Here is a 25,650-nt window from a genome sequence, read left to right as displayed (position 1 = left end):
ACCTGAATATAGACGCAGTTTCAGCCGTATAAGTTTCATCTGGGGGAGTTTGGCAGTGATAATCACCGAAAAAGCAGATTCATTGCCTAAAAACTCAGAGTAGAATCACTCAGTATTCTACAAGCAGAGATTCGCTAAGTATTATCAAAAAACGTAAGTATTAATTAATACCGATGTCCTTAACCACATAGATGAGAACATGAGTCAATCATAAAATCGTTATAGTAAGCAGGTTTTGAAGCTGTCACCCTCCGGGTTCGCCAGTTCCCTACGGCGGGAAACCCGCCTACAGGACTGGACTCACCTGTCACCTATCACCTGTCCCCTGCTATTAGGTAGTTGATTCTCCATTATTTCATGAATAATTTAGGCGATCGCCATAATTTTGATAGTCCGTGGAAAGAAATTCTCGAAGCATACTTTCCTCAAGCCATACAGTTCTTTTTCCCGGAAACGGCTGCATTAATTGACTGGGAACGCCCCTACGAATTTCTTGATAAAGAATTTCAACAAATTAGCCGTGAAGCCGAACAAGGTAAACGATATGCTGATCAATTAGTGAAAGTTTGGCACATCCAAGGTCAAGAACTGTGGTTATTAATCCACCAGGACTTACGCAACTGGCACAGTAGTAGGGTGCGTCAGATGTGGAAAATCCTTGAATATGTACGTAATTATTGGGGCTGACGCACCCTACAGTGAGTTTGATTATGACACTTGCGTAAGTCCTATCCACGTAGAAATTCAGGCACAAAAAGAGGATGCTTTTAGTCAGCGAATGTTCACATACAACTTTCGCATATTTGATCGTTTCAGCGTACCAGCAATCAGCTTGGCGATTCTATGTGATAGTAACCGTGACTGGCGACCTAGTAACTACAGTTACAACTATCCCAATACTCGCTTGAATTTTGAGTTTGGCATAGTTAAACTTTTAGACTATGAAAATAATTGGCAGGAGTTAGAAAATAATAGTAATCCATTTGCGACGGTAGTCATGGCGCATTTGAAAACTCAACAGACGCGCTCATCACCCGCCGAACGCAAAATCTGGAAATTCAGATTAATTCGCAGGTTGTACGATTTAGGCTTACAAGAACAAGACATTCGTAACCTATATCGCTTCATAGATTGGGTTATGATTTTACCAAAAGCATTGGAAGACCAGTTTTGGCAAGAGTTTAAACAATTTGAACAGGAACGGACTATGAGATACATAACCACAGGTGAGCGTATCGGCTACGAACGGGGAATAGTTGAAGGAAAACAAGCACTTATTTTGAAGCTGTTAAAAAGAAGATTGGGCGAACTATCCCCAGAAATCGAACAGCACATCCAATCTCTTTCTTTAAATCAATTAGAGGCTCTTGGCGAAGCTTTGTTAGACTTTGCTACGATGACAGATTTATCTGACTGGTTGCAAACAAATTAATTAGTCGTCATGAAATAGGAACTATGAGATACATAACCACAGGTGAGCGTATCGGCTACGAACGGGGAATAGTTGAAGGAGAGCAAGCCGTTATTTTGAGACAGCTAAAAAGAAGATTGGGTGAACTATCCCCAGAAATCGAACAGCGTATCCAATCTCTTTCTTTAAATCAATTAGAAGCCCTTGGCGAAGTTTTGTTAGACTTTGCTACTATGGCTGATTTATCCGATTGGTTGCAAATAAATTCTATGATTTGACAGTCTGATTGGTAGCTTGACAGATTATTAAATATTAAGTAGCGTGTGTTACGGCTGTGCAGGTTTTTGGGGGTTTAAGACTATCAGGATTAGCCGTAACGCACCGTATATCTTGGTGCTTTACGTTTTGCTATCACGCACCATAGAATTTAAGGTTTACTTTATAAATTTTCTAGCACAGTTAACATCGTTTATTTACTCTGTAAAAAAATACAGCATATTTCATCTGAGTGAGGTACACAAGGGCGGGCAAGATGCCCACCCCACAAGAATTTTATCATTTATATCTGTACCTCATTTACCTGCAACTTGCTGTATAACCTATACAACCATCTTCTTTGTGTAATAATTCTTTAAAAAAATTTTTAAACGTAAAATATACCCCCCTTGACAGATTCGGCACATTTGAGTTAGTAAAAATATGGAGTCCATTTGCTGAGACTGCAAAGTTTGAGCAGATGAAGCAGTCGTAAGACTGAAAATTACAAAGGAAATAATTATGCCTTTACAAGGTTCTGGCGCTCACGTTGACCCGCGTTCACTTAAGCCTTCTATTGACCTCGCTACAGTCATAGATTTACTGGCTCAAGCTATTTCCCCAAGCGGTTACGGGATGCAGTTATTTGAGTTTGACAACAATCAAAATAAACGCCTGAGAATACGTACTTCAGACGTTATGTATCGTCTGTTTAAACAAACTAAATTTAAAGAGGCTTTTAACCCTGCTAGAGGTGGAGGGTTTATTCAAAACTTATCGATGCCAGCAAATGGTAATAAGTCGCGTGTTGGCGGCTGTTTGAGTGATGGCAACGTTACAAAATTACCAGGTGCGATTGATAGATTAATGGCTGCTATTGACGAGGCACTAAATAATGCTGTGCCTTCCGACAGCTTATTATCGACATTGCTGTTAGATGAGCCTGATAAGCAACTCAAAAAACTGGCTGAAAAAGCAGGTACGTCTTTCCAGAATATGGTTAATACTGGCAACATCGTACCTATAGCATTTAAAGCAGGAGACACTAAAGATAACAAGTCTTTAGCGACAGTCATTTCTGCACGCGAACGAATTGAAAATACTGATTATTTTGAGCAAATGTGCAGGGCTGCTGCAAAATATTTGCAAGACGAACGTGGCAACGATGAAGATGATGTTGATTCATCGATCGCAACTTTAAAAGCAGAAAAAGGTAGAGAAGATAGCCAAATCCAGCGTTTTCTAAATTTTATAGATGATGAAGCATTGTCACGAGTCCGATTAACAATTAGCTTTCGGATTATGGAGGCGATCGCAGAAAATGCCCGCTCAAGTAATGACCCAAATTACCAACTTTTAGTAGAATATGTCAATCGCATACTCATTCTAGTTACATCTGCTCAAGAAGAGGACTATACCTTTGATTTAACGGCTCATTTTGGTGGTGCGGCTGAGTTTGACTTAGCCGATGAACTTAGTAAAGCCACCTTTTATTATTGTTTAGCTATTTGGCCTGAATGGAAAACTCAAATTTTTGAGCAAAAGACTAACAATCAAGTTCAGCGTGAAGTATGTTATCGTTTTCGAGTCAATGGAGATAACCCAGAATTAGGTAAACCTGCTTTTGAAGTACGCATCGAAAAAATTCAAGAATATTTATTTGATGATGATGATCAAGATTCCTCACCAAAACCTTGGGAAATTCGTCGTCGTTTAGCGCAGCTCATCTTTTTGTCCATCGTTGTTCCTCAACAAGATGAAGTCTCGCTGACTAAAGAATCACTAACCGATGTAGTGAATGAACTCCGAGCAAATTTTCAATCCCAGGGTAAAGACGCTATTCGCCAGACTTTAGACGAATTAAAAAAACGCTCTGAGTCAATGAAGTTAATTGCCAAAGCACTGACGAAAGTATTGCAGAATAAGAGCCAAAAAATCATATCTCAAGTTCAGAATCGCTCTTCACAACAATTCATCTGTGTTAAAAACACTATCATTAATTGGGATCGGCTAGAAGGAGCAACACCAGGTATCAGAAAGTTGCTTGTAGAGCCGCAACAAAATTCCAGCGAACAGGTTGAATGGTTTAAACATATACAAATTTGTGAGCAACCAGCAACATCAGGACTTTTTTCGGTTAAGGTTACTACCGAAATTTCAGAATATGACTTAATAACTAAAGGCGCAAGTAATCAAATAAGAGCCAAGCGTTTATTACCGCAGAAACTCCTGCAAGTTTGTTGGGTTCCTCGTTCTTGGCAGAAGGGACAAGATGGTAAATTAACTTATGAGCTTTCTACAAATGCTGCTCAATTTGCTGGCTGGGCATTACCAGCCGCAATCATAGTGGAATACGATGTTGAAACTGTGAAGCGGCGAGCAAATACAAAAGACGCTGAGGAAAAGAAGCAGTATCATGCAGCCGCCGTTACCGCTTTTGCTGTGCTAATTTACTGTTGTTTGTGGCGAATCATTACAAGGTTGCAAAAACGTGGTCAGAAGGAAGAATCAGTTGACTTTACAACCTTAATGTTGCGGCTGCAAGAAACAGGAAAACAATTAGATGAAGATAAGGACAATAAAGACAAAAATGGGGATGCTTATGTTTACGCAGCCGCCCAAACCTTGGAAGCCATACTAGGCGAGGATACCCCTATCCGAATGCAGGGAATGGTTCTAGAAAATCTGGTGAAACAAACTGATACGACAAAATGGAGCAAATACGGTATTTTTAAAGCATTATTAAGTGCGTTTCCACTTTGTATTAGTTGCCAAAATTCCGATTCTGTCCCCAAGATTGGTTTGATTTCCTACGCCAGTCGTCCCTGTAACGATGGGAATTTTCCCAATGATGAAGAGAAAGCATATCTTTTTCTGACTCAAAGTTATGTTGCTACATCTGTTAGTGAACCGTTTATAGGTTATGAACTTAAAAGAGAACGAATGCAGTCTGATGTACTTGATTCTCCAGAACAACTAAAAACGCAACGCTCAGTTCAAGAAGAAATTCGTCACCTCAAAGCCCAAGGATGTCAGCACATTATTTTATTAGCTCATGCTTATGGCGATCGCCGCATTAATCGAGCCGCAAAACAAAATTCTTCTTTAATACCTACAGAATTTTTAGAAGAAGTTTTGCAAACATTTCCTGATATCAACATATACCCAATGGTAAGGGATGTTTTTCCGGCTACAAGGTTGCGCGATCGCGGGTACAATGAAGCAGCTTTTGAAATTTCGCAAGCTGAAGACCATACAACTTTCTGGAGTTCTGTTGCTACTCCAGAAGATTATCGTGATTTTATTCCGGTTTATACCTTTGCTACACTTTATGCTATTCAAGCAGAAGAGCGCATACAATCTGGTTTTTGTACATATTTCCTAATTTCGGATACAAAAGTTCGCAGTCTTAACTCGATTCAACGCGCTCGTCAGCATTTGATCAATCCTGATTTAGACTCTCCTATTCATCCCTGTTTACTAACTGTATTGCGGGGCTTGCATTTTATTGAAGCGGAACGAGATGCGGACAAAAAAGGTCAACTCATCCCAGTGCTAGACCCGTTTAGTTGGATATCGCCTAATACAGTAGAAGAGGCTGGTGAAGTGAAAGTTCTCCACACCCGCCGTAAAGGACAGGTATTACTTAATTATCGCGCTGTACTCACCTACGTTTCTCAAGTTCTACACAGGAAATAATGGAATTATCTTTTCTAGAACAAGCCTCTATATGGGGGCAAGTATTTGAAATTGCTGTTAAACGCGGTGTTTTACAACATTTAATTCACCAAAACTTACTATTGAAAGAAAATCACGTTTTTCAGACTTGGCAATCTCACAAAAATACAGATGTCTTCCATCAATTGGTCAAAGCATTTAAAATCACAGACACCTACACTAAAGAATGGGTGGAAACCATGCTGCGTCATCTGTTGGTACTCGGCTATGGTTTAGGTTGGACAGCAATGCGTGAGTGTCTCAACCACAGTCAAATTAAGCAACCTAAACTAGAAGCAATTTGGTGTCCTTTAACATTTCCAGGGCAGCAAATGCTACGAGATGAAGAAAAAGAAGCGACAGCAAAAGCATTTCAAGAAGCTTTCAATATACCAGGGAAACCAGACGAAACCTTAGTCAACCGAGGACAACCAGCCAGAGCCGATTTTATTTTATGGCTATCCAACCAATCTATTTCTCAAAGAGAATCAGAGGATTTAAAACCTCCCAAAGACTTTGCAAAAGACCCAAAACACAAAAAAATTGAAAACCTAATTTTTTGTTTGGAATTTTCGTATAACGCACCCCTCAAATTTGCAGATTTTCAACAAGAAGCACCTCATAGAGAAGAAATGAGTCGCTATGCGCGTTACATTGAATCAAAGGGAGTCTTCTCTAGAGTTTGTGCAGAAGTTGAGGGTGAAGATTTTGCACTCTCTGAAAGGATGAAAAATTTTCTTTCCGCATTTAGCGGTCAAGATAAACCATTGTTCAAGCTCTGTCAGGCATCATCTTATACAGATAGCCTGATTAAGGTGTTACGCAAGCTTAAGCGTTTAGAAGGGACTTGCAACGCCAGAGCGATGGCTGTTACATCGAATGGTATTGAAAGTCTGGCTGCTCAATTCTTTGGTGTGGAACCAGAACCAGATACTAGAGCCAAGTTAATGAAATCTTTAGGAGAAGCATATTGCAAGGCTAAACATTCAGAGAATGATGAGCCACTCGATTTAGATGCAGAAATTCGTTCGGTGTTTAAGAAGCTTTTGAAGGGGCTACCCTCTGCGTTGAAAGCACAAGCAAAGTCTCTAACTGAAAACCCAACTCTAGGTCAATACTCCCAGTTTTTGTTTCAGGAGAATGTGACGGATTTTTACAACCCGATGAGTGAAATTACTAAGGATGAGGCGATCGCATCTATTGAAGACCACGAGGCATTACATCAGTTTTTTGGAAGCGACCCAAAAACACAAATTGCTAATTTTGTCAATCAAATCAATCCCGACCAGGAAACACTATCTCTGCGAAAAGTACACGAAGCCGCAGTTTTTGCTGGGTTGACTGCTGCTCAAGTTGGTAAAATTAACGTCTTAGCTTTGGAAGGAAATCCGGGTATTGGTAAAACTACTGCTGTGATGAAATTTCTTAAGCAGCAGGAGCAAGGTTTCTTGTTTTTGTATCTTAGTCCGCGAGTTGTAATTAATCGAGATGTGACTGACAAACTGGCTAGAGAAAACGAGCAACCCACTGGCATATTAACCATCACCAGCAATAAAAATTTGATTGTTGCAGCTCCAGAATGGTATAAAAAACAGGTTCAACAAAACAATTTTCCACCCCAAAATATCGATAGTGCTGTTGTTGTTGATGGTATTGAAAACCTCACACGTCCTCCTAGCAATATCTTCTTCCTAACCCCAGAACAAGAACATGATATTGATTGCAATATAGTCGGTTCGACTCGGTTTAAACGTCGTCTTAATGAACGGGATTACAGCGTAGAATCACTTAAAAATCCTGGGGTATTGGGTACGATAGCAAAGTCAGCCCGAAAATTACTAGAAGCAAACCCACGGGTTAATCAACTGGTAATGACTGCTGCTATTCAAGGTTATCGGACACTCAGCGATCAATCAACCACAGTTAATGCCTTCAACAACTTATTTGTACACAAAGATATCAGTAAGAAACCTGCAAAGAATGAACGTTCAGCATTTGCAGCGCGGATTCCTACTATAGTTGTCATGGTAGATGAACTCGCTGGTGATGGTGCAGGCGCACCCTTTGTCCGTAAGTTAGCTGAATGGTTGGAAGCGCAATTTATTAAACCGTTTGATACAAATCAATCTCCATTTAAAATTGTGCTGATTTTGGCTGATGCTTCACTCAGCAATGAACTGGTGTTGGATAGCTTTTTGGACTCAGGCGATCGCGCCCCTGATAAAGTATTAATTAGTCAAAGTCGAGGGGAAGCACCATTTCGGGTGACAGGGACTCATACAAAAATCGGCCCTAGAAAATACCCAACGCTACATATCATGACAAATAGCTACCCCGCTACTGAACTCAGTATTGATTACAGTATTAAGCTGTCTCCCGTTAAACCAGGTCAAAATAGTGACGGTACACAGCAAACAATTAGACAAGCAATTCGAGAAAAATCACAAGAGGAGTCACTAACAAATGCCTACTTAGAAATCAAGCGTGGGCTACAGCAGGAAGCAGAGCAGTTAATTTTCTTTGCTCAGGATAAAGCTTTTCTGCGTGAGTTGCAAGAAAAATTGACCACTGGTAAAGAAGCTCTCCTAAATAAGGAAGATGTGGAGGTTTTGGATCAAAGTGTATCACCCGATAAGCGATTGGAATTAGTCAAGCCGCCACGACGTGATAATGTTCGAGTTTTACTCATGACTTCTTCAGGCGCAAGAGGTGTTTCTTTCCCGAAAACTGATTGCATTATAGCTGCAATTCCCCGCTTTAATATTGAAGCCGCTTTAATGGAAGTCGCGCAATTAATTTACCGTGGTAGAGGAATGTATCTAGATCCAGAAACCGGAATGGAAGTTTCTGGAGATAACAAACCTAGACGCTTAGTTATGCTCATCAATGATTTTCTCATAGAAAGGGAAGACATTGACCCCAAAAGATTATGGTTGCGTCAATCGAGTGATTTATTGACTTTGCTGGTAATGTTGCGCTCGACAATTCATACCCGCATCAAAGGTGATGCAGGACTGAATAGAAACCGAATTGCATTTGTACCCGTTGGCTCGGTTGGCGATGAAGAATTGTTGCGTTTGATGTCTGATGATTTATTAGATTTCTTGCGTGAAGCCAAAGTTTTTATCAGCGATAGTCATCCCCAAGAAGCAAAAGCAATTGTTAAAAGGGCGGAACAGTTAACTACAACCATCTTTAAACATTTTGATTTGAGAGGTCAATCACCACAGAGAAATGCTAAGTCCTATGCAAATTATCAAACCTTACAAGCTATGGCTGTAGCTGTTTCTAGGATTCAGAGTTATTTGTTGCCATCATTAGATAATGATGCGCTAGAAATACCTGATAATCTAACTTGTATAGGGCCTTTTTGGATAGAAGATTGGAGCGATCGCCAAACAGAAGAAATATTTAGTTTTGAAGCATGGAAAGCCGAGGTTAAGCAAAATAGCAATCGTCTTTTAGGCTCATTAAAAGAAATTGCTGAAAGCAAGAAGTACAAATTTCCTGCAAAACTCAAACGTCCTGCAAACGAAATACATAAACTATTGAGTCGGGAACAAGCGGGATTTGTGATTGAATCTTCTACACTTCAAGCATTGAAAACTCAAAACTTAGTTCTGGGCTTACCTCTAGACTATCCCCATTTTTGGAACGAACAATCAGAAGATGATACCCGCCAGCAAGTATTACAAGACCCCCAAGCTTGGAGAAGTGGGCTAGGACGTTCTCTAACTCCTCAAGGCTTAATTATACCCGTAATACCTTACTATAGAACATTTCCTTGGGTTGCGGTGGCAGGGCGAAGGATTTTTACACAATTAGAAACAGTTTTTAGCGATCGCTACTTTATGGCATCCAATGAACTAAATCTTCTCAATACAATTTTGCTAGAAGATGAACCAAACTAAAGCTTAACGCCACTTCTAGAGATAGGATTTATTACAGCGTCAGTTTTTAGGAGCAAACCTCTGTCTTTGCAATTTATCAATGTTCCCCCGGCTAATTCTCAAACACCTACCGGCTTAGTTGTCACCTTACACGGTTGGGGCGCTAATGCTGAGGATGTGGCATCTTTACTGCCCTATTTCAATTTACCTGATTATCAGTTTGTCTTTCCCAATGCGCCTTATCCATACCCTTATACTCCTCTGGGGCGGGCTTGGTATGACTTGAGAGTGGAAAATATGTATGAAGGTTTGGCAGAAAGTCGCCAACAGTTAAAAGATTTTGTCCTTTCTTTAGAAAGTAGCACTGGTGTGCCTTTATCCCGGACTATCTTAAGTGGATTTTCTCAAGGCGGGGCGATGACTTTTGATGTGGGTTCAAAATTGCCCTTGGCTGGTTTGCTGGTGATGAGTGGGTATTTACATCCAGAAGCGATCGCACCCAATAATACCAATATTTCGCCCATTTTAATCATGCACGGTAGAAGGGATGAAGTTGTGCCACTGCAAGCTGCTGTTAATGCACGCACAACCGTAGAATCCTTGGGTGTTCCCGTCAAATATCATGAATTTGATACAGGACATGAAATTAATTTGGAAATGTTAGATGTAGCCAGAAATTTCATTGTCAATACCCTGGTTTAGTCTGAGTGACAATTTTTTTGACAAATATGGTATAAATTCTGAAAGATTTTAGGAAATCTATGCCATCTAGTGAGTAATATAGATTGAGTGGCACATTAGCGTGTCACTCATTCCGTGCTGGGTGCGAATGCTGCAAAAGGGAGGGGCAAGCATTATGAAAACTCTAAGCATTTCCAAGAAAGAAATTGCTGCCATGTCCGTAGCAGAAGTAGAAGAACTAGCTACTCGTCTAGAGATGGATAATTATAGCAATGCTTTTGAGGGTTTAAATGACTGGCATCTACTAAGGGCGATCGCTTTTCAGCGTCCAGAGTTAGTAGAACCCTATATTCATCTGCTAGACTTAGAACCCTACGACGAGGCATAAGTATTTAATATTCAGGAGTTGGGAGTAATTCAAAATGAAGAATTAAATCCTAACTCCTTACTGTTGAGTTTTTGTCATGGTTAATTCCCAACCCCCAACAGAAAATAGAAAAAGTCGGGTGCTTGTGGCTGTGGGCGGTGGTATTGCAGCTTACAAGGTTTGTGAAGTAGTTTCTAGTTTATTTAAGTCGGGGGTGGAGGTGCGAGTTATTGTCACTCGTTCCGCACAGCAATTCATTACACCTCTGACTTTAGCAACCCTCTCGCGTCACCCTGCTTACACAGATGATGATTTTTGGCAACCTACTCACTCTCGTCCGTTGCACATTGAGTTGGGTGAGTGGGCGGACTTGTTGGTAATTGCTCCCCTGACGGCGAATACTTTAGCTAAACTAACTTACGGCATGGCTGATAATTTACTCACCAATACCGTGTTAGCTTCCACTTGTCCAGTGTTGTTAGCGCCGGCGATGAATACGGATATGTGGGAACAGCTAACAGTACAACGCAATTGGCAACAGTTATTGACAGATAGTCGGTATCATGGTATAGGTACAGCATCAGGTTTGTTAGCTTGCGATCGCGTCGGTGCTGGCAGAATGGCGGAACCTCCAGAAATCTTGACTTACACCCAGTCGCTATTACATACCAAAGGTAAACGAGATTTAGCTGGTAAACGAGTTTTAATTAGTGCGGGGGGTACGCAAGAGTATCTTGACCCAGTGCGATTTATTGGTAATCCTTCTACTGGTAAAATGGGACTGGCTTTAGCTCAAGCTGCTTTACACCGGGGCGCTATGGTGACGTTGGTACATGGTGCAGCTAATTGGGATGTACCTTTGGGTGTGCAAGCAATTCCCATTATCAACGCAGAAGAGATGCAGCAAGTGATGCTGGAATATTTACCCAACGCAGATATCATCGTCATGTCTGCGGCGGTGGCTGATGTGAAACCTCAAGATTATAGTACCGAGAAATTACCCAAGCGATCGCTCCCTCAATCCTTACCCTTGGAACCTGTACCAGATATTGTTGCCCAACTAGGACAACTCAAACAACCCCATCAGCGTTTAATTGGTTTTGCCGCCCAAACAGGGGATATAGTCACACCAGCGAGAGAGAAGTTATACTCTAAGAAATTGGATGCGATCGTTGCTAACCCCATCGACAAACCAGATAGCGGTTTTGGTAGTGAAAATAATCAAGCCGTCTTTTTAGATAGTCAAGGAAGACAGCAAAAAATAGCACCTTGTTCTAAATTACAAATGGCACATTATTTGTTTGATTTCATCCGCCATATTTCGGGTAAATGAGGTACAAGCGTAAAACCCAAAACCATGTAGAGACTTTATATGTAACGTCTCTACAGTATTTCACGAATAGCGAAACCTGCTGTATTTATTCTCCCCGGAATCTAAACAAGTTGAATTAACGTGAGTTCGATGAACCTCACCCTCCCAACCTCCCTCGCCTTTTAGGAGAGGGAGGAGAAACGAAAAAATCACCGTCTTATATCATGTCCGCTTAATCACTTATCATATCTTCGGGGTTGGTAATTGGTAATTGGTAATTGCTAATGGTAGAAAACAATTACCCTCCGGGTTCGCCAGTTCCCAGGGCGCGGGAAACCCGCCTACAGGACTGGACTCACCTATTAGCTATTACCCATTACCGACCAAAACAACCATATTATCAGTAATTAGCCGAACTTGATATTACTCCCCTCTCCTCGTAGGAGAGGGGTTGGGGGTGAGGTCAAAACAACGCTTGTCGAACTCACTTTAAATTAAAAAATGATTTTTGTAGGCTAGGCATCTTGCCTAGCCTACACCTTCCTGATGGTAAGGTGTAGCTAGTTTACCTATTCATTAAATAAGTCTAAATCTGTGACTGCACCAACACTACTTGAGGAAACTAACTTAGCATATTTTGCCAGTATACCTTGAGTGTAACGAGGTGGACGGGGTGTCCAGTTGGCACGACGACTTGCTAATTCTGCGTCAGGGATGTTTAACTGTAACAAGCGAGAATTAGCGTCAATCGTGATGCTATCACCTTCTTGGACAAGGGCAATGTTACCACCGACAGCAGCTTCCGGGGCGACGTGTCCGACTACCATCCCATAAGTACCACCGGAAAAGCGTCCATCGGTAATTAAGCCGACTGCATCACCTAAACCTGCACCAATAATTGCTGAGGTGGGGGCTAGCATTTCCCGCATCCCAGGGCCGCCTTTGGGACCTTCGTAGCGGATGACTATCACATCACCTGCTTTAATCTTACCTGCCAGGATGGCATCTAAGCATTCTTCCTCGGAATCAAATACCCTTGCTGGGCCTGTAATTACGGGCTTTTTCACCCCAGTAATTTTGGCTACAGCACCTTCTGTGGCTAAATTACCTCTGAGGATAGCTAAGTGACCTTGGGCGTACATGGGGTTATTCCAAGGACGTATCACATCTTGGTCGGGGGATGGTTCGGAGGGGACATTTGCTAAAGTTTCGGTGATGGTTTTACCTGTGATGGTGATACAATCACCGTGAAGTAAACCATGCACCAGTAGCATCTTCATCACTTGGGGAATACCCCCGGCTTTGTGCAAGTCTGTGGCGACGTATCTACCACTGGGTTTCAAATCACACAAAACGGGTATACGACCACGAATAGTTTCAAAGTCATCTAAATTTAATTCTACACCCGCAGCACGAGCGATCGCTAGAAAATGTAACACGGCGTTTGTGGAACCACCCACCGCCATAATTACAGATATGGCATTCTCTATAGATTTACGGGTGATAATCTGTCTGGGTAATAGTTGATGGCGAATCGCTTCTACCAATACCTTAGCTGATTCTTCGGTACTATCAGCCTTTTCATCGTCTTCTGCTGCCATTGTGGAAGAATAGGGTAAACTCATCCCCATTGCTTCAAAGGCACTTGACATGGTATTGGCTGTGTACATTCCACCACAGGAACCTGCACCCGGACAAGCACGGCGTTCCACGGCTAATAGTTCATCTTCGTCAATTTTCCCGGCACTATATTCACCGACAGCCTCAAAGGAACTGACAACGGTTAAGTCTTTACCATTGTAATGTCCAGGTTTGATTGTACCACCGTAAACGAAGATAGCGGGGATATTCATCCGGGCGATCGCAATCATGGCCCCTGGCATATTTTTATCACAGCCACCGATGGCAATTACACCATCCATACTTTGCCCATTACAAGCGGTTTCTATCGAGTCAGCAATTACTTCTCGTGATACTAGGGAATATTTCATCCCCTCCGTTCCCATCGAAATTCCATCACTAATCGTAATTGTGCCGAATAATTGCGGCATTGCCCCAGCATTTTTTATACCTGCTTCTGCTCTTTGGGCTAGTTGATTTATCCCCATATTACAGGGGGTTATCGTGCTGTAACCATTGGCAACACCGACAATGGCTTTGGTAAAATCTGCATCCTGAAAACCAACCGCCCTTAGCATAGCCCGATTAGGCGATCGCTGCACCCCTTGAGTGACAACCTTACTTCTAAAATTCTCCGACATCTTTTTTCCTTCCGTGCCTTCATCGCTTGTGTTGCGATTGTATTATCTGTATTTTTGACGCAGATGATGCCCTCATTTGCATCCACCTTCCGGTAGTTTATCTATGTTTCAGCACTAGGAGTCTAGATGCGAAAATTTTACACATAAAGGTTTGTCATTTTTCATATATATACATATTTTTCAAATAAACCAGATATTAGAACAGTTATCAGTTATCAGTTATCAGTTATCAGTCAGCTAGCACTGTTAACTGTTAAACCATCCAAGATGCTTGAAAAAACTCCTGTTCACAAAACATAGCATAACGATAAGTTGAATGGGTTAAGGTATTAGCAGTAGCGTAATTTTCTACCAAATTTTCTAATTGCTGCGTTAAAGGTGAAAAATCTGCGCTACTGTAAGTGCGAATCCAGTCAGCATAACGATGATGGGGAATACCGTTAATAGCTAACTGTTCTCCCAAAAAAGCATACAAACGCATACAGGGAGACATAGCCGCAGCCGTTAAACCTACATCCCCACTCCAAGCAGTGGCTAACAAAAAGTCAGTATAACGGCGAGTGGCTCCTCCCGGTTGGATAGAATGCAAATCTACTCCCCATTTTGCCGCATAGCTTTCATGTAGGCGCAGTTCCTCTAGTACACCACCAGCCAAAGCGTGAAATGTGGTAAACCCAACCCAGTCTGGAGACTTAGCAGCTGCAATACTGTAAGCACGGGCAAAAGCTTCTAAGAAAAAAGCATCTTGTCCTACATAATAAGCAAATTTCCGCTCCTCCAGACTACCACCACCAATACCTTGAACAAAAGGATGCTCTAGGCAAGCTTGTACTAAGTCTTGGTTTGCTGTCCAAAGTTCATTTGATAGAGTCATTGGTCATTAGTCCACAGTTTACACTCACCCATCAAAATCGCAGAAACTGTTGCAAGAATGAACTCAAATTGCTCACAAAGTCAACTAAACTCGGTTTACCAGCACTCACCTTTTCTGTGTATGGTGTTTGTAGTTCTTTGATGAAGGCCTGAGCGGTTTGTGTTCCTGTGGCGTTGTTTTGAGATGTAAATAATTTCTCAGCTATTTGCGCGTCTTGTGTTGCACCTTGACGGTCAAGTAGTTGATATTTAGCGACACCACGAGCTAAGTATGCGCCTGCATATTCTGGTTGAGATGCGATCGCCTGATTAAAATAATAGATAGCTTGCTGATAATTGCCTTTCTGCCCCTCGGTTATACCCAAAGCATAAAATTCTTCGGCTGTGGCAATTTGTAATGGTATCCCAACCGCACCTTGAAAGTTAGCACCCTGCAAATATGCGCCTGTGAATTGTGCATTACTGAGAAACGCACCTCTAAAATCAGCACCAGCTAAATTTGTCCCACCGAGTTTGGCTTCACTTAAATTCACCCCAGCTAAACCCGCACCACTTAAGTTTGCACCGCGTAAATCAGCACCACTTAAGTTTGCCCGACTGAGATTTGCACCCGCTAGGTTAGCACCACTTAAATTTGCTCCAGATAAATCAGCCATGACTAAGCCAGCACCACTTAAGTCACAGTTTTGACATTGTTTTGTTGCTAATAACTGTCTGATATGTTCTTGATTTGCCGCTTGGGCAACATTGGTAAGGCTGATAGTGGTGATAACGGTAGTTGCGATAAAAATTAGGTTTTTCATAGTCAATTTTGGAGGATGTTGGCTCAGTACCCAAACAAGCTCAAACAAATTTATACTTTTGCTTATGATATGAGCCTCTTGAGCAGTTTGCCCTCCGTATAGACCGACCTAAATTACTGCTCAACAATACTTACAAATTGAGTAACAGTGGTCACTTCTTTAGAGCCAAAATCAAAACCTACATTGTTAGAAGTAGGCGCACTCAATTTAGTAAATATACTGAGTGTAAAAGTTATAATAGCTGCCAATAACAGTTTTTCTAGCATAATTTTACATCCCTCAACACCTTAACATAATTTCAAGTTATCAATACACTAAGTAAAACTTATTTTGACTTAAGCTATATGATTACTAGCAGTCTGTCGGTGATTTATATCATTTATCAGAGTGATTTCCGTCACTTTCAAATAGGTTTTAGGACTTACGCATAAAAACGAAAAATCAAGGGTTTGGGCAAGGGTGTAGGGGTATAGGGGTGTAAATCGAATGGCACGCTCGTTAAGCGCAAATTCTTGAGATATAAGGCTTTTGGGGTGTAAGGGTGTAAGGGTTCTGCACGGTCAAGAATTAATAATTAAACCAAAATGCCTAATAAATACTATTCTTCTTCTAACCCCTACACCCCTATACCAGCAAGGGTTTTGACAATTCGCGCAAAATTTGGCCATGTTGAGGGTTTTTTCTCAAAATTTATAGTACAATTGTACTGAAAGCTTGTTTAGCTATTAAACTTTGTTGGGGTCAAACAACTGCCAGCAACAATTCAGCCACAAAAAACCCTACTGTGAGATCATTACTATGATGACACCAATACAGGGTGTAACTGCAACCCAAATCAACTCACACCAGTTTGAGCCATACGCCCAAGAAGATGCTGATACAACCGCAGAATTTTCTTTTCAAACCATTGCTGATGTCACTAAAACTATTTTACGTCATGCTTTCTGGTTAGCTGAACAGAAACACAATCTTTCTTTAAAAGAGTATAAAAAACTACTACTAAATTATGGTTGGCAAGGCGAGGAAAAGAAATACCTCAAGATTGCTGCTACCTTTGGGAAGTTTGAACCGCAAGATTTTGCCCATGTTGAGCCTAGAACCATATACCAACTAGCAGAAAGAAACAAGCAGTATCAAAAAGTTATAGATAAGCTATTAGATTTCAGTGTAATTAACCAAGAAACGGTACGCACCTTGATTCAAAAACAGCGTACCCCCAGGGCGGCTAGACCGAAAAAACCCAGTATTTGGCGCAGGTTAAAGAATGGTGGTAGATATTGCCAAATTCCCCCAATTCACGAAGCCTCGGAACAAACTGGTACAACTTTGCAAAAAATGATGGATGAGGAAGGATTGACTGCCCAACAAATCGTAGCAGAAGCGATCGCTCTACGCCAAGCTTACAAAGAAGGGCAACTAGTTTTTGCAGAACAAAGAAATTAGTGCTGAGTTATATATTGGTTGAACTGGTAATTGGTAATAGCTAATGGGTAATTGTTTTCTACCATTACCGATTATCAATTACCAGCCACCACAATATGATAGGTGTTTAAACGGATCATGAATGCTGAGTCAAGAGATTTACCCCAACTCAGCACTTAACACTCATCACTGACTAGGATTTGTTTGCTGTGGTTGAGGAGGATTTGCTGGTAGTGGTTGAGTCTCAAAAGTGGGACTGAACTGGGTTCCTTGTTGATTTGGTAAGCGGGATGGAGGAGTAAATCCACTAATGCGATCGCTACCATCAATACAAGTATCTAACGCCTGGATAGGAGGTAGCTCCTTGATTTCACTACGCAAACCGACCACACACTGAGCAAAGCGCACTGGTAACAAACTCCGAACACAGTAGTTTAGAACATCTGGGTTAACTGACCCTTCAGTATTTTTACTCACTGCTACTACACAAGTACCTAAATCTCTCGGCTGTCTCGCCCGTCTACAGCCCAATAGGGCATCGGCAGCAGTGATTTGGGTATTTTTGCTAATATCAAGCACACAAGCAGATAAATCTCTGGGACGTAATGCTGTAGCACAACCTTCAGCTGCTGCTTCAGCAGTCACGCCAACACTGACGAGTCTACCTGCACAGGCGCGATAATCATTGTTGTATGAGGCAGTAACAGCCACACTAGGGGCGCTCATACCCAAAAGCCCAGCCGCAGCCAAAGCAGGTGCTGTCAGCCGCAGGAGGCGAGTTTTGAGAGCTAACTTTTGTTTTTCCAACCCAATATCCTGTTTTCTACACATTGCCGTTCTCCAAACACCCAAAGTTATGCTAACTCAAATGTGCAGCGAATCTTTGGCAAATCAGGGAATTTGAAGAAGGCAGGAGGGAATACTGCCCCCTAACTGCTGGTTTTAAGGTCAACCGCCCACCCACAAGGGGATGGGGTTTTACGCACGTTTAATAAAATTTTGCTGATTCAGACTAATGATTTTTGCATTTGTGATTTCCAGTTTTATAATAGTATGTCTGGGTAAATTTAAACAGGATTAAATTAAGGAAACTCATGTCCCGATACAGAGGGCCACGTCTTAGAATTGTACGTCGCTTGGGCGATTTGCCAGGATTAACTCGTAAGAGCGCTAGACGCGCTTATCCACCAGGTCAGCATGGTCAGAACCGCAAGAAGCGTTCTGAGTATGCTATCCGTTTAGAAGAAAAGCAAAAGCTGCGGATGAACTACGGTTTGACTGAAAAGCAACTGTTACGTTATGTGCGTCGAGCTAGACGTGTAACTGGTTCTACCGGACAAGTGTTGCTACAACTGTTAGAAATGCGCTTGGATAATACGGTTTTCCGTATGGGTATGGCTCCTACCATTCCCGCCGCTCGTCAGCTAGTAAATCACGGTCACGTTACAGTTAACGGTCGCGTGGTCAATATTGCCAGTTACCAATGTCGTCCCGGCGAAGAAATTGCTATTAGAGATAAAGCACCATCACGGAAGTTGGTAGAAAACAATCTACAGTATCCAGGTTTAGCTAACCTCCCCAGCCATTTAGAGTTTGACAAGAACAAGTTGGTTGGTAAGGTTAATGGTGTCATCGAACGTGAATGGGTGGCGCTGCAAGTTAACGAACTGCTGGTTGTGGAATACTACTCACGACAAGCGTAATCAGATCCCGTCGCCAACTGCCTTGGCAGCAAGGCGCGGGCTTTTTTTATTCGGGACGGTGTACCCCACTGCCCTGTTCTGGTTTATTGTTGCTGCAACTGTTCGATCGCCGATTGTGCCAATTTGGAACAATTGGTTAGTCCTTGTTGACTACAAAGGGTATCAGCCTTGGCAAAATCCTCAAGCGCCTCTTGCTTATTGCCCAGTTGAGTGTGAACCATTGCTCTGTTAAAATAGGCTTGGGCAAAATCTTGTTTGTTTTCAATGGCTTTGTTCAAGTCCTCTAGTGCGGCGGGTAGCTTTCCTTGTGCAGCTAGGGCATTACCTCGACCGTCATAAGCAATGGCGGCAAGTTTTGGGTTGTTGCTTGCTAGTCGCATTGCTTGGTTAAAATCAGCGATCGCTTTATCATAATCCTTGAACTGTTGCAAATAAAGCACACCCCGACTAATGTAACCTTCGGGATCGGATTGATTGATGTTGATTAACTCGCTGAAATCAGTTAACGCTCCCTCTTTATTACCTAAATTTCGTCTGGCGTTGGCTCGGTTAAGATAGGCATCTGCGTACTTGGGATTGAAATTAATTGCTTTAGTGCAGTCTTCTTCAGCTTTTTGAGGAGCCTGCAAAAGTACATAAGCCGCACAACGACGAGTAAAGGCTTCTGTATAATTGCTTTTTAATTCAATAGCTTTAGTTGCGTCTTCTACTGCTCGCTGAAAGTTAGCGGACTGAAAGTGGGCATTTGCCCTTTGGTAGTAAGCTTCAGCGTACTGAGGATTAATCTCTATTGCTTCAGTTAATGCTTTAATGGCTCCTTGTTTATCTTTTGCTTCTAAGTTTTTCAGCCCTTGTTTGTAAGGGGCTTCTGCTTTAACTTGAGGTAGCTGGTTATAAACGATAAAACCTACCCCACCAGCAACTATTATTCCTGCTATTCCTAATAAAATTGGTAATTTGACTGCAAAAGGCGGCTTATAAGTTTGTGGCTCGTTTGGCGAGGTTATTGTTGGTTGTGGTGAGTGATTTTCATCTCGCTGAATGATTTTACTTAAATCATGCAAAACTTCTACTGCTGACTGGTAACGCTGTCGCCAGTCAAATATCACCATCTTATCAATTAAATCTCCCAAGGCCGGACTGATATTGGCTTGTTTACGCCAGGAATTGTTATTTATGCTGTTACTATTATTACCTACTAGTTTTGTTAACTGATTAGAAGGTAGCCCCAACATTGCTTGGATACATATCATGCCCAAAGCATAGATATCACTGTTAAATTTGGGGAATCCCTGAAATTGTTCCATAGGCATATATGCTGCTGTACCAATAGCAACACTTGGATCTAATTGTGCTGGAGAAATTTGGGAATCAATTTCTTTAACTGCACCAAAGTCAATTAAAACTAAATTGCCATCAGAGGTGCGTCTCATTAAATTAGCTGGCTTAATATCCCGATGAATCACACCCTGACCGTGAACAAAGGCTAAAATCGGTAAAACATCGGTTAAAAGCTTAATAACCTGTTCCTCCGTCCAACGTTGATGAAGTTGCATTTCCTTGTTTAAAGTATAACCTTCAACAAACTGCTGAACTAAGTAAAACTCGTGATTGTATTCAAACTCAGCTAAAAGTGTAGGAATTCGCTCATGTTGCCCTAATTTTTCCAGCGTTTCCGCCTCTGCTTTAAATAAACGCCGGGCTGCTTCTAAAGCTTGTGGATCTTTACTTGAGTAGCTTAGTTGTTTAACAACACATTGGGGATGACCTGGACGCTTGATGTCTTTTGCCAAAAAAGTTTTTCCAAAAGCTCCCTCGCCCAAGACTTGAACTATTTCATAACGTCCGTCCAAGAGTTGACCGTTCATAGTAATTTTACTGCTACTCCAGAGAATTTTAGCACATTAGATATTCTTAGTCCTCAAGTGTTGTATCTTAAATTAAGATAAACAACACATTTAGCTAATTATTATTAATCCCAAAAAAGCTTGACTTGTAATCATGACTATAGTTTCGTTAGAAACATTAATAGCTGGTGTACGTGCTGGCGGTTTAGCTAGTTTTCCTACAGATACTGTGCCGGCGCTAGCAACTCTACCGGAAAAAGCCGATTTGATTTTTGCAGCTAAACAGCGCAGTCAGGACAAACCTTTAATTTTAATGGGGGCGATCGCTAAAGATTTATGGCCTTATGTTAAAGGTAGTGAACAAGAGTATCAAATTTGGCAGCAAGTAGTTAACAAATTTTGGCCGGGAGCGCTGACATTAGTTTTACCAGCAAGTAGTCTTGTGCCGCAAGTGATGAATCCTACTGACCCAACAACTATTGGTATTCGCGTACCGAACAGTGCGATCGCTCAAACAATTTTGGCACAAACGGGGCCTCTTGCCACTACTAGCGCCAACTTTTCAGGACAGCCAGCTTTATTAACAATGGCAGAAATTGCGGCTCAGTTTCCCACGGTATTAACACTCGAACCTACAGCAACAGCAGAAGCCGCAATTGGCTTACCTTCTACAGTTGCTAAATGGACGGGGGAAGGTTGGCAAATATTACGGCAAGGGGCGGTAAGCTTGGATTAACGTGAGTTCGACAAGCGTTGTTTTGACCTCACCCCCAACCCCTCTCTCTTGAAAAGTTCTGATCGCCGCAAGCCGGCGCACCCTACGGGTTCGCGTAGCGTCTCGTTAGAGAAGCAAGCTACAGACTTTTCGCTCCTACGAGGAGAGGGGTTGGGGGTGAGGTTTTTCGTTTCTCCTCCCTCTCCTCGTAGGAGAGGGAGGTTGGGAGGGTGAGGTTCATCGAACTCACGTTAACTGATAACTGATAACTGTTAAATCACCAATGGTTTAAGCACAGAATTATGCCATTGACGCTGATACCAATCGGCGACAAAAGGACGGATAATAAATTTAGGTTGGTCATCGCCTTTGACATCGATACGCAAACAGGAATAGGGACGGTGTTTTTGGTAACCTTGACCGTTACGACCGATATAAAGATGCGATCGCGCAATTAATTGTCCTTGTTCAATTAAATCAGCACCTTCTTGACGCTGACGACGCAGACTATAGCCACTCCCACCGCAAACTATCCATTGCATATGGCGATCGCCATGTCCGGTGTCGTAGGTTTGCAGGTATTCTAAACAATGAGCGTGACCATTCAATACTAAATCTACTAAGGGACGACCTTGATTGATATCGCCTATCTCTTGCGCCACTGCATCTAAGACATCACGTAAACGGCTACGAATTACTAATGTTTGTGATTGTAACCATTTGGTGGCTTCGGTGACGTATGGAGGATGATGGAAGTAAACTATCCTTCCCCGCACTTGGGGGTTATTCCATGATGCAATTAATCTTTGCTTCAACCAGTCTAGTTGTTCGGTGTCGGTGTGCGCTGGTTGAGAATCTTTGTTTAATTGTTTATCGATATCAACAATAATTTCTTCTATTTGGGACACATTCGAGTGGATGTCATCTAAACGTTCCGCTTCGACGGGGTTATCCGGGTTTAATTTGGCGGAAGTTTCGAGCATCTGCATCTTTTCGCGTTCTAAGTCTTCCCGACGCTGGTTGAGCATATTGCGATCGCTATCACCTTGTTTTGTAGCGGGTAAAGGTTCAGGATCGTTAAATGTATTGGAATCTAGGGCAAAAAAATCTATATCACCATAGCGAAAAGTATAATACCGATTTGGTAGGCGAGTAAATTTTCCTGGTTGGTAAACCAGACAACGACCTGTATCAGTCTTAGCCGTGTAATGTGTATCTAAATGACGGGGGAACTCTCCGGGTAATTGCCGGATATTGAGATAATCGAGAAAAGCTTTAGCATAAGCATCACCCGTTCCCGAACCATGAAAGCCAATATCTATATCTAAACGCGATCGCAATAACGTGCGAATCGGCCAAGTGGAAATAGACAATAAACTTAATAAGGGAGGTAACTCATAATAATCGTGATTTCCCGGTACAGGAAGAATCGGTAATTTAAACACCATCTTGTCATAAGTAATCTGATGGTGATTCTCCCCACCTACAATTAACTCACGATAAGGCTCGATAAAATTTGGCTTGTAGTATTCACTAGACCCCACCAGATAAATCACATCGCCAGTATGTAGCAGAAAACGGCATTCTTGATGATGGGGTAACATCAATTCAGCTACTTGGCGTTGGGGGTTGTGTCCCCGGTGTTTCCCGGAACCACTATCACCCACCACTAAAAAAGAAAATTCCCTATCTCCAGCCTTACCATCCTCAATTTCCAGCCGAGTTTGGTCAATCTTCCGTTCTAATATTAACGGGTCTTGCCATTTTACCCGTCGCTCCATCTTGCTAATTTTCTTCGTTATTGGTGGGTCAGATACTAGTTTCAATAGTGGTTACTCCTGGGTATGGGGGAAAGGGGAAGGGGGAAAGGGGAAGGGGGACTATGGACTATGGACTATGGACTATGGACTATTGACTATGGACTATGGACTATGGACTATTGACTATTGACTATTGACTATTGACTATTGACTATGGACTATGAACTATGGACTATGGACTATTCTTCTGTTGGTTCCTTGAGTTCAATTACCAAATTTGGTAGTCCGTCTAATTTTTCTACTGGTTCCACTTCTGGGACTGAGGGGACAAAAACCTTTAAGGCTGATGGTAGACATTTAATTTCAACTGGAGTTGTACCTACTACCTCACCATCTATAGCAACTTTTTGTGGTGGGTCTGTGGTGATTTTAAATTGATTGGCTCGCAGATAACCGATATCATCGCGTTCGGCGGCGCTTTTAGCAGAGGCTGTTTGGAATAGATGATATGTAGCAGCGATCGCACCAGCTTTGCTATTAGGTGCTACGATGGTTAAATCTAGCAATCCATCATCATAAACAATGCCGGCTGGCCCCTGAGCCAAAACAGAAGTCGCAGGCGCAGCATTAGCCACAGTTACCGCCGCCGCAGTGGTTTTAATAATTTTGTCTGGCGTTTCGATTTCTACATCAAAACTTTCCAACTCTCGTAATTCTTGAACGCCTGCCAGGATATACGCCAAAATTCCAAAGCGTTTTTTTGCTTCCCTGTCTGCCCTTTCAACAGTTTCCGCCTCAAAACCTACAGCTGTCAACAGTATCATGGGCAAGTCATTGCAATAAGCAACATCTACATTATGAGTGACACCTTGCAAAATTGTCTGACAAGCCGACTCAATTGTATCAGGGATTCCCAAAGCCGTGGCAAAAGCGTTAGCCGTACCGCGTGAAATCACCCCCAATGGAATATCAGTCCCTATCACAGCCACAGCCGCCGCCGATAATGTCCCGTCTCCCCCAGAGGCGATAATAGCTTCCACACCCCGTTCTACAGCTTCCCGCGCTAATTGGTCTGCACCGACTTCTTCTGTTGTCTGGTAAATATCCAGATCCAATTCTGGCTCTAGAATAGCCCGAATTTCTGCTAAATCTGCTTCTGGATTCCCCTGACCAGCAACTGGATTAAAAATAAGGCAAGCGGAACGATTCATATATATCGAATATCAGTTGCGATGGTGCTTCACTCAGTGTAACTGTTGGCTAAAGCACCAAACTATTCCTACCATTTTTGGTAAATTATCGCTTCTATCTGGTGGTAGGTATAGGACAGTTATCAGTTGTCAGTTATCAGTTATCAGTTATCAGTTATCAGTTGTCAGTTATCAGTTATCAGTTATCAGTTATCAGTTATCAGTTATCAGTTATCAGTTATCAGTTATCAGTTATCAGTTGTCAGTTATCAGTTATCAGTTATCAGTTATCAGTTATCAGTTGTTATTCTCCCCTGCTCCCCTGCTTCCTCATCTCCCCCCACTCCCTCATCTCCCTCATCTCCCTCATCTCCCTCATCTCCCTCATCTCCCCCCACTCCCTCATCTCCCTCATCTCCCCCAGCCCCTAAATCCCTAGACTAAGATGGAAGAATCACTAAAAATCGGCTCACATCGTAATGCGTAAATTTTAAATTGGAGCAAAGCGACTTGACGGTACATTGGCAGGAACGGGTTGGTAATCAACGGGATTGGGTTTGGCGGGGTTGGCGGACTCGTTACACTTACATTCGCGCTAGCCGAGACGAGCAACATAAAACCCCTCTGATATTACTGCATGGGTTTGGTGCTTCTATCGGGCATTGGCGACATAATTTAGAGGTTTTGGGTGAATCTCATACAGTTTATGCCTTGGATATGCTGGGTTTTGGTGGTTCACAGAAAGCCCCAGCAAATTACAGCATTGAGCTTTGGGTAGAGCAAGTTTACGATTTTTGGCGGACTTTTATCCGTCAACCAGTGGTATTGATAGGAAATTCCAATGGTTCTTTGATTTCTTTGGCGGCGGCTTCGGCTCATCCTGAGATGGTTAAGGGCATTGTGATGATGAGTTTACCAGACCCATCGTTAGAACAGGAGATGATTCCGCCTTTCTTGCGACCTCTAGTCATAACAATCAAGAATATCGTCGCATCTCCAATATTGTTAAAGCCTGTGTTCTATTTTGTTCGCCGTCCCAGTGTCCTGCGTCTTTGGGCTGGTCTTGCTTACGCTAACCCCGCAGCTATCACCGATGAACTGATAGATATTCTCGCCGGGCCGCCCCAAGATAGGGGATCAGCCCGTGCTTTTAGCGCCTTGTTTAAAGCTGCGATCGCAGTTAACTTTAGTCCTAGCGTCAAGGCTTTATTACCAAAGTTAACAATTCCCATGCTGTTAATTTGGGGACAAAAAGATAGATTCGTTCCACCCATCCTAGCTAACCAATTCGCTCAATATAACGAAAAGTTACAATTGCTCAATCTAGAGGATGTGGGGCATTGTCCTCATGATGAATGTCCAGAACAAGTAAATCAAGCCATTTTGGATTGGATGGAAAAATCCTTGGGAGATTCCCAATTAGTCATCTCCCAAAAATGATGA

21 protein-coding genes and 1 pseudogene are annotated in these 25,650 nt (G+C 42.2%); 14 read left to right on the top strand and 8 right to left on the bottom strand.

What is annotated here, in order from left to right:
- Positions 1–357: 357 nt before the first annotated feature.
- The 9 genes and pseudogenes from H6G83_RS08725 to H6G83_RS35845 form a co-directional block, all read left to right on the top strand.
- A pseudogene (locus H6G83_RS08725) lies at positions 358–600 on the top strand (hypothetical protein); the annotation flags it as partial.
- A gap of 64 nt (positions 601–664) precedes the next feature.
- Positions 665–1,432: a DUF4351 domain-containing protein gene (locus tag H6G83_RS35240; protein ID WP_242044499.1), complete on the top strand. Its 768-nt coding sequence runs from the start codon at positions 665–667 to the stop codon at positions 1,430–1,432.
- 23 nt (positions 1,433–1,455) lie between these two features.
- The gene (locus H6G83_RS08715) at positions 1,456–1,689 is read left to right on the top strand and encodes a DUF4351 domain-containing protein (RefSeq protein WP_190470007.1); all 234 of its coding nucleotides are present in this window, start codon (positions 1,456–1,458) and stop codon (positions 1,687–1,689) included.
- Between the two features lie 499 nt (positions 1,690–2,188).
- A complete protein-coding gene (locus H6G83_RS08710; RefSeq protein WP_190470006.1) occupies positions 2,189–5,365 on the top strand; it encodes a hypothetical protein in 3,177 nt (1,058 codons plus the stop codon).
- Complete coding sequence (locus H6G83_RS08705; RefSeq protein WP_190470000.1) at positions 5,365–9,294, top strand: helicase C-terminal domain-containing protein; 3,930 nt, start codon at positions 5,365–5,367, stop codon at positions 9,292–9,294. Before H6G83_RS08710 ends, H6G83_RS08705 begins: the two co-directional genes overlap by 1 nt.
- Before the next feature lie 66 nt (positions 9,295–9,360).
- Positions 9,361–9,975: an alpha/beta hydrolase gene (locus H6G83_RS08700; protein ID WP_190469996.1), complete on the top strand. Its 615-nt coding sequence runs from the start codon at positions 9,361–9,363 to the stop codon at positions 9,973–9,975.
- 154 nt (positions 9,976–10,129) lie between these two features.
- Positions 10,130–10,342, top strand: a complete 213-nt coding sequence (gene isiD / locus H6G83_RS08695; protein ID WP_190469994.1) for a protein IsiD — start codon at positions 10,130–10,132, stop codon at positions 10,340–10,342.
- A 76-nt stretch (positions 10,343–10,418) separates the two neighbouring features.
- Positions 10,419–11,654 carry a bifunctional phosphopantothenoylcysteine decarboxylase/phosphopantothenate--cysteine ligase CoaBC gene (gene coaBC / locus H6G83_RS08690; protein ID WP_190469992.1) on the top strand — a complete coding sequence of 412 codons (1,236 nt, stop codon included), beginning with the start codon at positions 10,419–10,421 and terminating at the stop codon, positions 11,652–11,654.
- A 263-nt stretch (positions 11,655–11,917) separates the two neighbouring features.
- A complete protein-coding gene (locus H6G83_RS35845) occupies positions 11,918–12,040 on the top strand; it encodes a hypothetical protein (RefSeq protein WP_277876295.1) in 123 nt (40 codons plus the stop codon).
- Between the two features lie 162 nt (positions 12,041–12,202).
- On the opposite strand, the gene ilvD is transcribed toward H6G83_RS35845, so the two are convergent.
- From ilvD to H6G83_RS08670, 4 genes are all read right to left on the bottom strand, one after another.
- A complete protein-coding gene (gene ilvD, locus H6G83_RS08685; RefSeq protein ID WP_190469989.1) occupies positions 12,203–13,894 on the bottom strand; it encodes a dihydroxy-acid dehydratase in 1,692 nt (563 codons plus the stop codon).
- A 253-nt stretch (positions 13,895–14,147) separates the two neighbouring features.
- Positions 14,148–14,768, bottom strand: a complete 621-nt coding sequence (locus H6G83_RS08680; protein ID WP_190469985.1) for a TenA family protein — start codon at positions 14,766–14,768, stop codon at positions 14,148–14,150.
- Between the two features lie 31 nt (positions 14,769–14,799).
- Positions 14,800–15,570 carry a pentapeptide repeat-containing protein gene (locus H6G83_RS08675; protein ID WP_190469981.1) on the bottom strand — a complete coding sequence of 257 codons (771 nt, stop codon included), beginning with the start codon at positions 15,568–15,570 and terminating at the stop codon, positions 14,800–14,802.
- A 113-nt stretch (positions 15,571–15,683) separates the two neighbouring features.
- Positions 15,684–15,836 (bottom strand): hypothetical protein, encoded by a 153-nt coding sequence (locus H6G83_RS08670; RefSeq protein WP_190469974.1) that lies wholly within the window; start codon positions 15,834–15,836, stop codon positions 15,684–15,686.
- 532 nt (positions 15,837–16,368) lie between these two features.
- On the opposite strand from H6G83_RS08670, the gene H6G83_RS08665 reads away from it, so the two are divergent.
- Positions 16,369–17,013 (top strand): hypothetical protein, encoded by a 645-nt coding sequence (locus tag H6G83_RS08665; RefSeq protein WP_190469971.1) that lies wholly within the window; start codon positions 16,369–16,371, stop codon positions 17,011–17,013.
- A gap of 165 nt (positions 17,014–17,178) precedes the next feature.
- Here the strand turns inward: H6G83_RS08665 and H6G83_RS08660 are convergent, their stop codons facing one another.
- On the bottom strand, positions 17,179–17,823 hold the full coding sequence (locus H6G83_RS08660; RefSeq protein ID WP_190469966.1) for a hypothetical protein: 645 nt from the start codon (positions 17,821–17,823) through the stop codon (positions 17,179–17,181).
- 263 nt (positions 17,824–18,086) lie between these two features.
- Between H6G83_RS08660 and rpsD the strand changes: the two genes are divergently transcribed.
- Positions 18,087–18,695 (top strand): 30S ribosomal protein S4, encoded by a 609-nt coding sequence (gene rpsD, locus H6G83_RS08655; protein WP_190469964.1) that lies wholly within the window; start codon positions 18,087–18,089, stop codon positions 18,693–18,695.
- Positions 18,696–18,778: 83 nt separating this feature from the next.
- Here the strand turns inward: rpsD and H6G83_RS08650 are convergent, their stop codons facing one another.
- Positions 18,779–20,563 carry a serine/threonine-protein kinase gene (locus H6G83_RS08650; protein ID WP_190469961.1) on the bottom strand — a complete coding sequence of 595 codons (1,785 nt, stop codon included), beginning with the start codon at positions 20,561–20,563 and terminating at the stop codon, positions 18,779–18,781.
- A gap of 133 nt (positions 20,564–20,696) precedes the next feature.
- On the opposite strand from H6G83_RS08650, the gene H6G83_RS08645 reads away from it, so the two are divergent.
- Complete coding sequence (locus tag H6G83_RS08645; protein ID WP_190469957.1) at positions 20,697–21,278, top strand: L-threonylcarbamoyladenylate synthase; 582 nt, start codon at positions 20,697–20,699, stop codon at positions 21,276–21,278.
- A 251-nt stretch (positions 21,279–21,529) separates the two neighbouring features.
- Here the strand turns inward: H6G83_RS08645 and H6G83_RS08640 are convergent, their stop codons facing one another.
- Positions 21,530–23,083 carry a metallophosphoesterase family protein gene (locus tag H6G83_RS08640; protein ID WP_190469953.1) on the bottom strand — a complete coding sequence of 518 codons (1,554 nt, stop codon included), beginning with the start codon at positions 23,081–23,083 and terminating at the stop codon, positions 21,530–21,532.
- 173 nt (positions 23,084–23,256) lie between these two features.
- Positions 23,257–24,228, bottom strand: a complete 972-nt coding sequence (locus H6G83_RS08635; RefSeq protein ID WP_190469950.1) for a YegS/Rv2252/BmrU family lipid kinase — start codon at positions 24,226–24,228, stop codon at positions 23,257–23,259.
- A 126-nt stretch (positions 24,229–24,354) separates the two neighbouring features.
- On the opposite strand from H6G83_RS08635, the gene H6G83_RS08630 reads away from it, so the two are divergent.
- Positions 24,355–24,651 carry a hypothetical protein gene (locus tag H6G83_RS08630; protein WP_190469947.1) on the top strand — a complete coding sequence of 99 codons (297 nt, stop codon included), beginning with the start codon at positions 24,355–24,357 and terminating at the stop codon, positions 24,649–24,651.
- A gap of 66 nt (positions 24,652–24,717) precedes the next feature.
- Positions 24,718–25,647 (top strand): alpha/beta fold hydrolase, encoded by a 930-nt coding sequence (locus tag H6G83_RS08625; RefSeq protein WP_190469944.1) that lies wholly within the window; start codon positions 24,718–24,720, stop codon positions 25,645–25,647.
- Positions 25,648–25,650 lie beyond the last annotated feature (3 nt).

Source organism: Anabaena azotica FACHB-119 (assembly GCF_014697625.1).
Lineage (GTDB): Bacteria > Cyanobacteriota > Cyanobacteriia > Cyanobacteriales > Nostocaceae > Trichormus > Trichormus azoticus_A.
This window is presented reverse-complemented; position numbering and strand designations above follow the sequence as displayed.

Coding starts and splice junctions, on each gene's coding strand:
- H6G83_RS08665 (WP_190469971.1), top strand. CDS start 16,369: ATGATGACACCAATACAGGGTGTAACTGCAACCCAAATCAACTCACAC.
- H6G83_RS08660 (WP_190469966.1), bottom strand. CDS start 17,823: ATGTGTAGAAAACAGGATATTGGGTTGGAAAAACAAAAGTTAGCTCTC.
- H6G83_RS35240 (WP_242044499.1), top strand. CDS start 665: ATGTACGTAATTATTGGGGCTGACGCACCCTACAGTGAGTTTGATTAT.
- H6G83_RS08645 (WP_190469957.1), top strand. CDS start 20,697: ATGACTATAGTTTCGTTAGAAACATTAATAGCTGGTGTACGTGCTGGC.
- coaBC (WP_190469992.1), top strand. CDS start 10,419: ATGGTTAATTCCCAACCCCCAACAGAAAATAGAAAAAGTCGGGTGCTT.
- isiD (WP_190469994.1), top strand. CDS start 10,130: ATGAAAACTCTAAGCATTTCCAAGAAAGAAATTGCTGCCATGTCCGTA.
- H6G83_RS08680 (WP_190469985.1), bottom strand. CDS start 14,768: ATGACTCTATCAAATGAACTTTGGACAGCAAACCAAGACTTAGTACAA.
- H6G83_RS08675 (WP_190469981.1), bottom strand. CDS start 15,570: ATGAAAAACCTAATTTTTATCGCAACTACCGTTATCACCACTATCAGC.
- H6G83_RS08650 (WP_190469961.1), bottom strand. CDS start 20,563: ATGAACGGTCAACTCTTGGACGGACGTTATGAAATAGTTCAAGTCTTG.
- H6G83_RS08670 (WP_190469974.1), bottom strand. CDS start 15,836: ATGCTAGAAAAACTGTTATTGGCAGCTATTATAACTTTTACACTCAGT.
- rpsD (WP_190469964.1), top strand. CDS start 18,087: ATGTCCCGATACAGAGGGCCACGTCTTAGAATTGTACGTCGCTTGGGC.
- H6G83_RS35845 (WP_277876295.1), top strand. CDS start 11,918: ATGGTAGAAAACAATTACCCTCCGGGTTCGCCAGTTCCCAGGGCGCGG.
- ilvD (WP_190469989.1), bottom strand. CDS start 13,894: ATGTCGGAGAATTTTAGAAGTAAGGTTGTCACTCAAGGGGTGCAGCGA.
- H6G83_RS08705 (WP_190470000.1), top strand. CDS start 5,365: ATGGAATTATCTTTTCTAGAACAAGCCTCTATATGGGGGCAAGTATTT.
- H6G83_RS08715 (WP_190470007.1), top strand. CDS start 1,456: ATGAGATACATAACCACAGGTGAGCGTATCGGCTACGAACGGGGAATA.
- H6G83_RS08710 (WP_190470006.1), top strand. CDS start 2,189: ATGCCTTTACAAGGTTCTGGCGCTCACGTTGACCCGCGTTCACTTAAG.
- H6G83_RS08635 (WP_190469950.1), bottom strand. CDS start 24,228: ATGAATCGTTCCGCTTGCCTTATTTTTAATCCAGTTGCTGGTCAGGGG.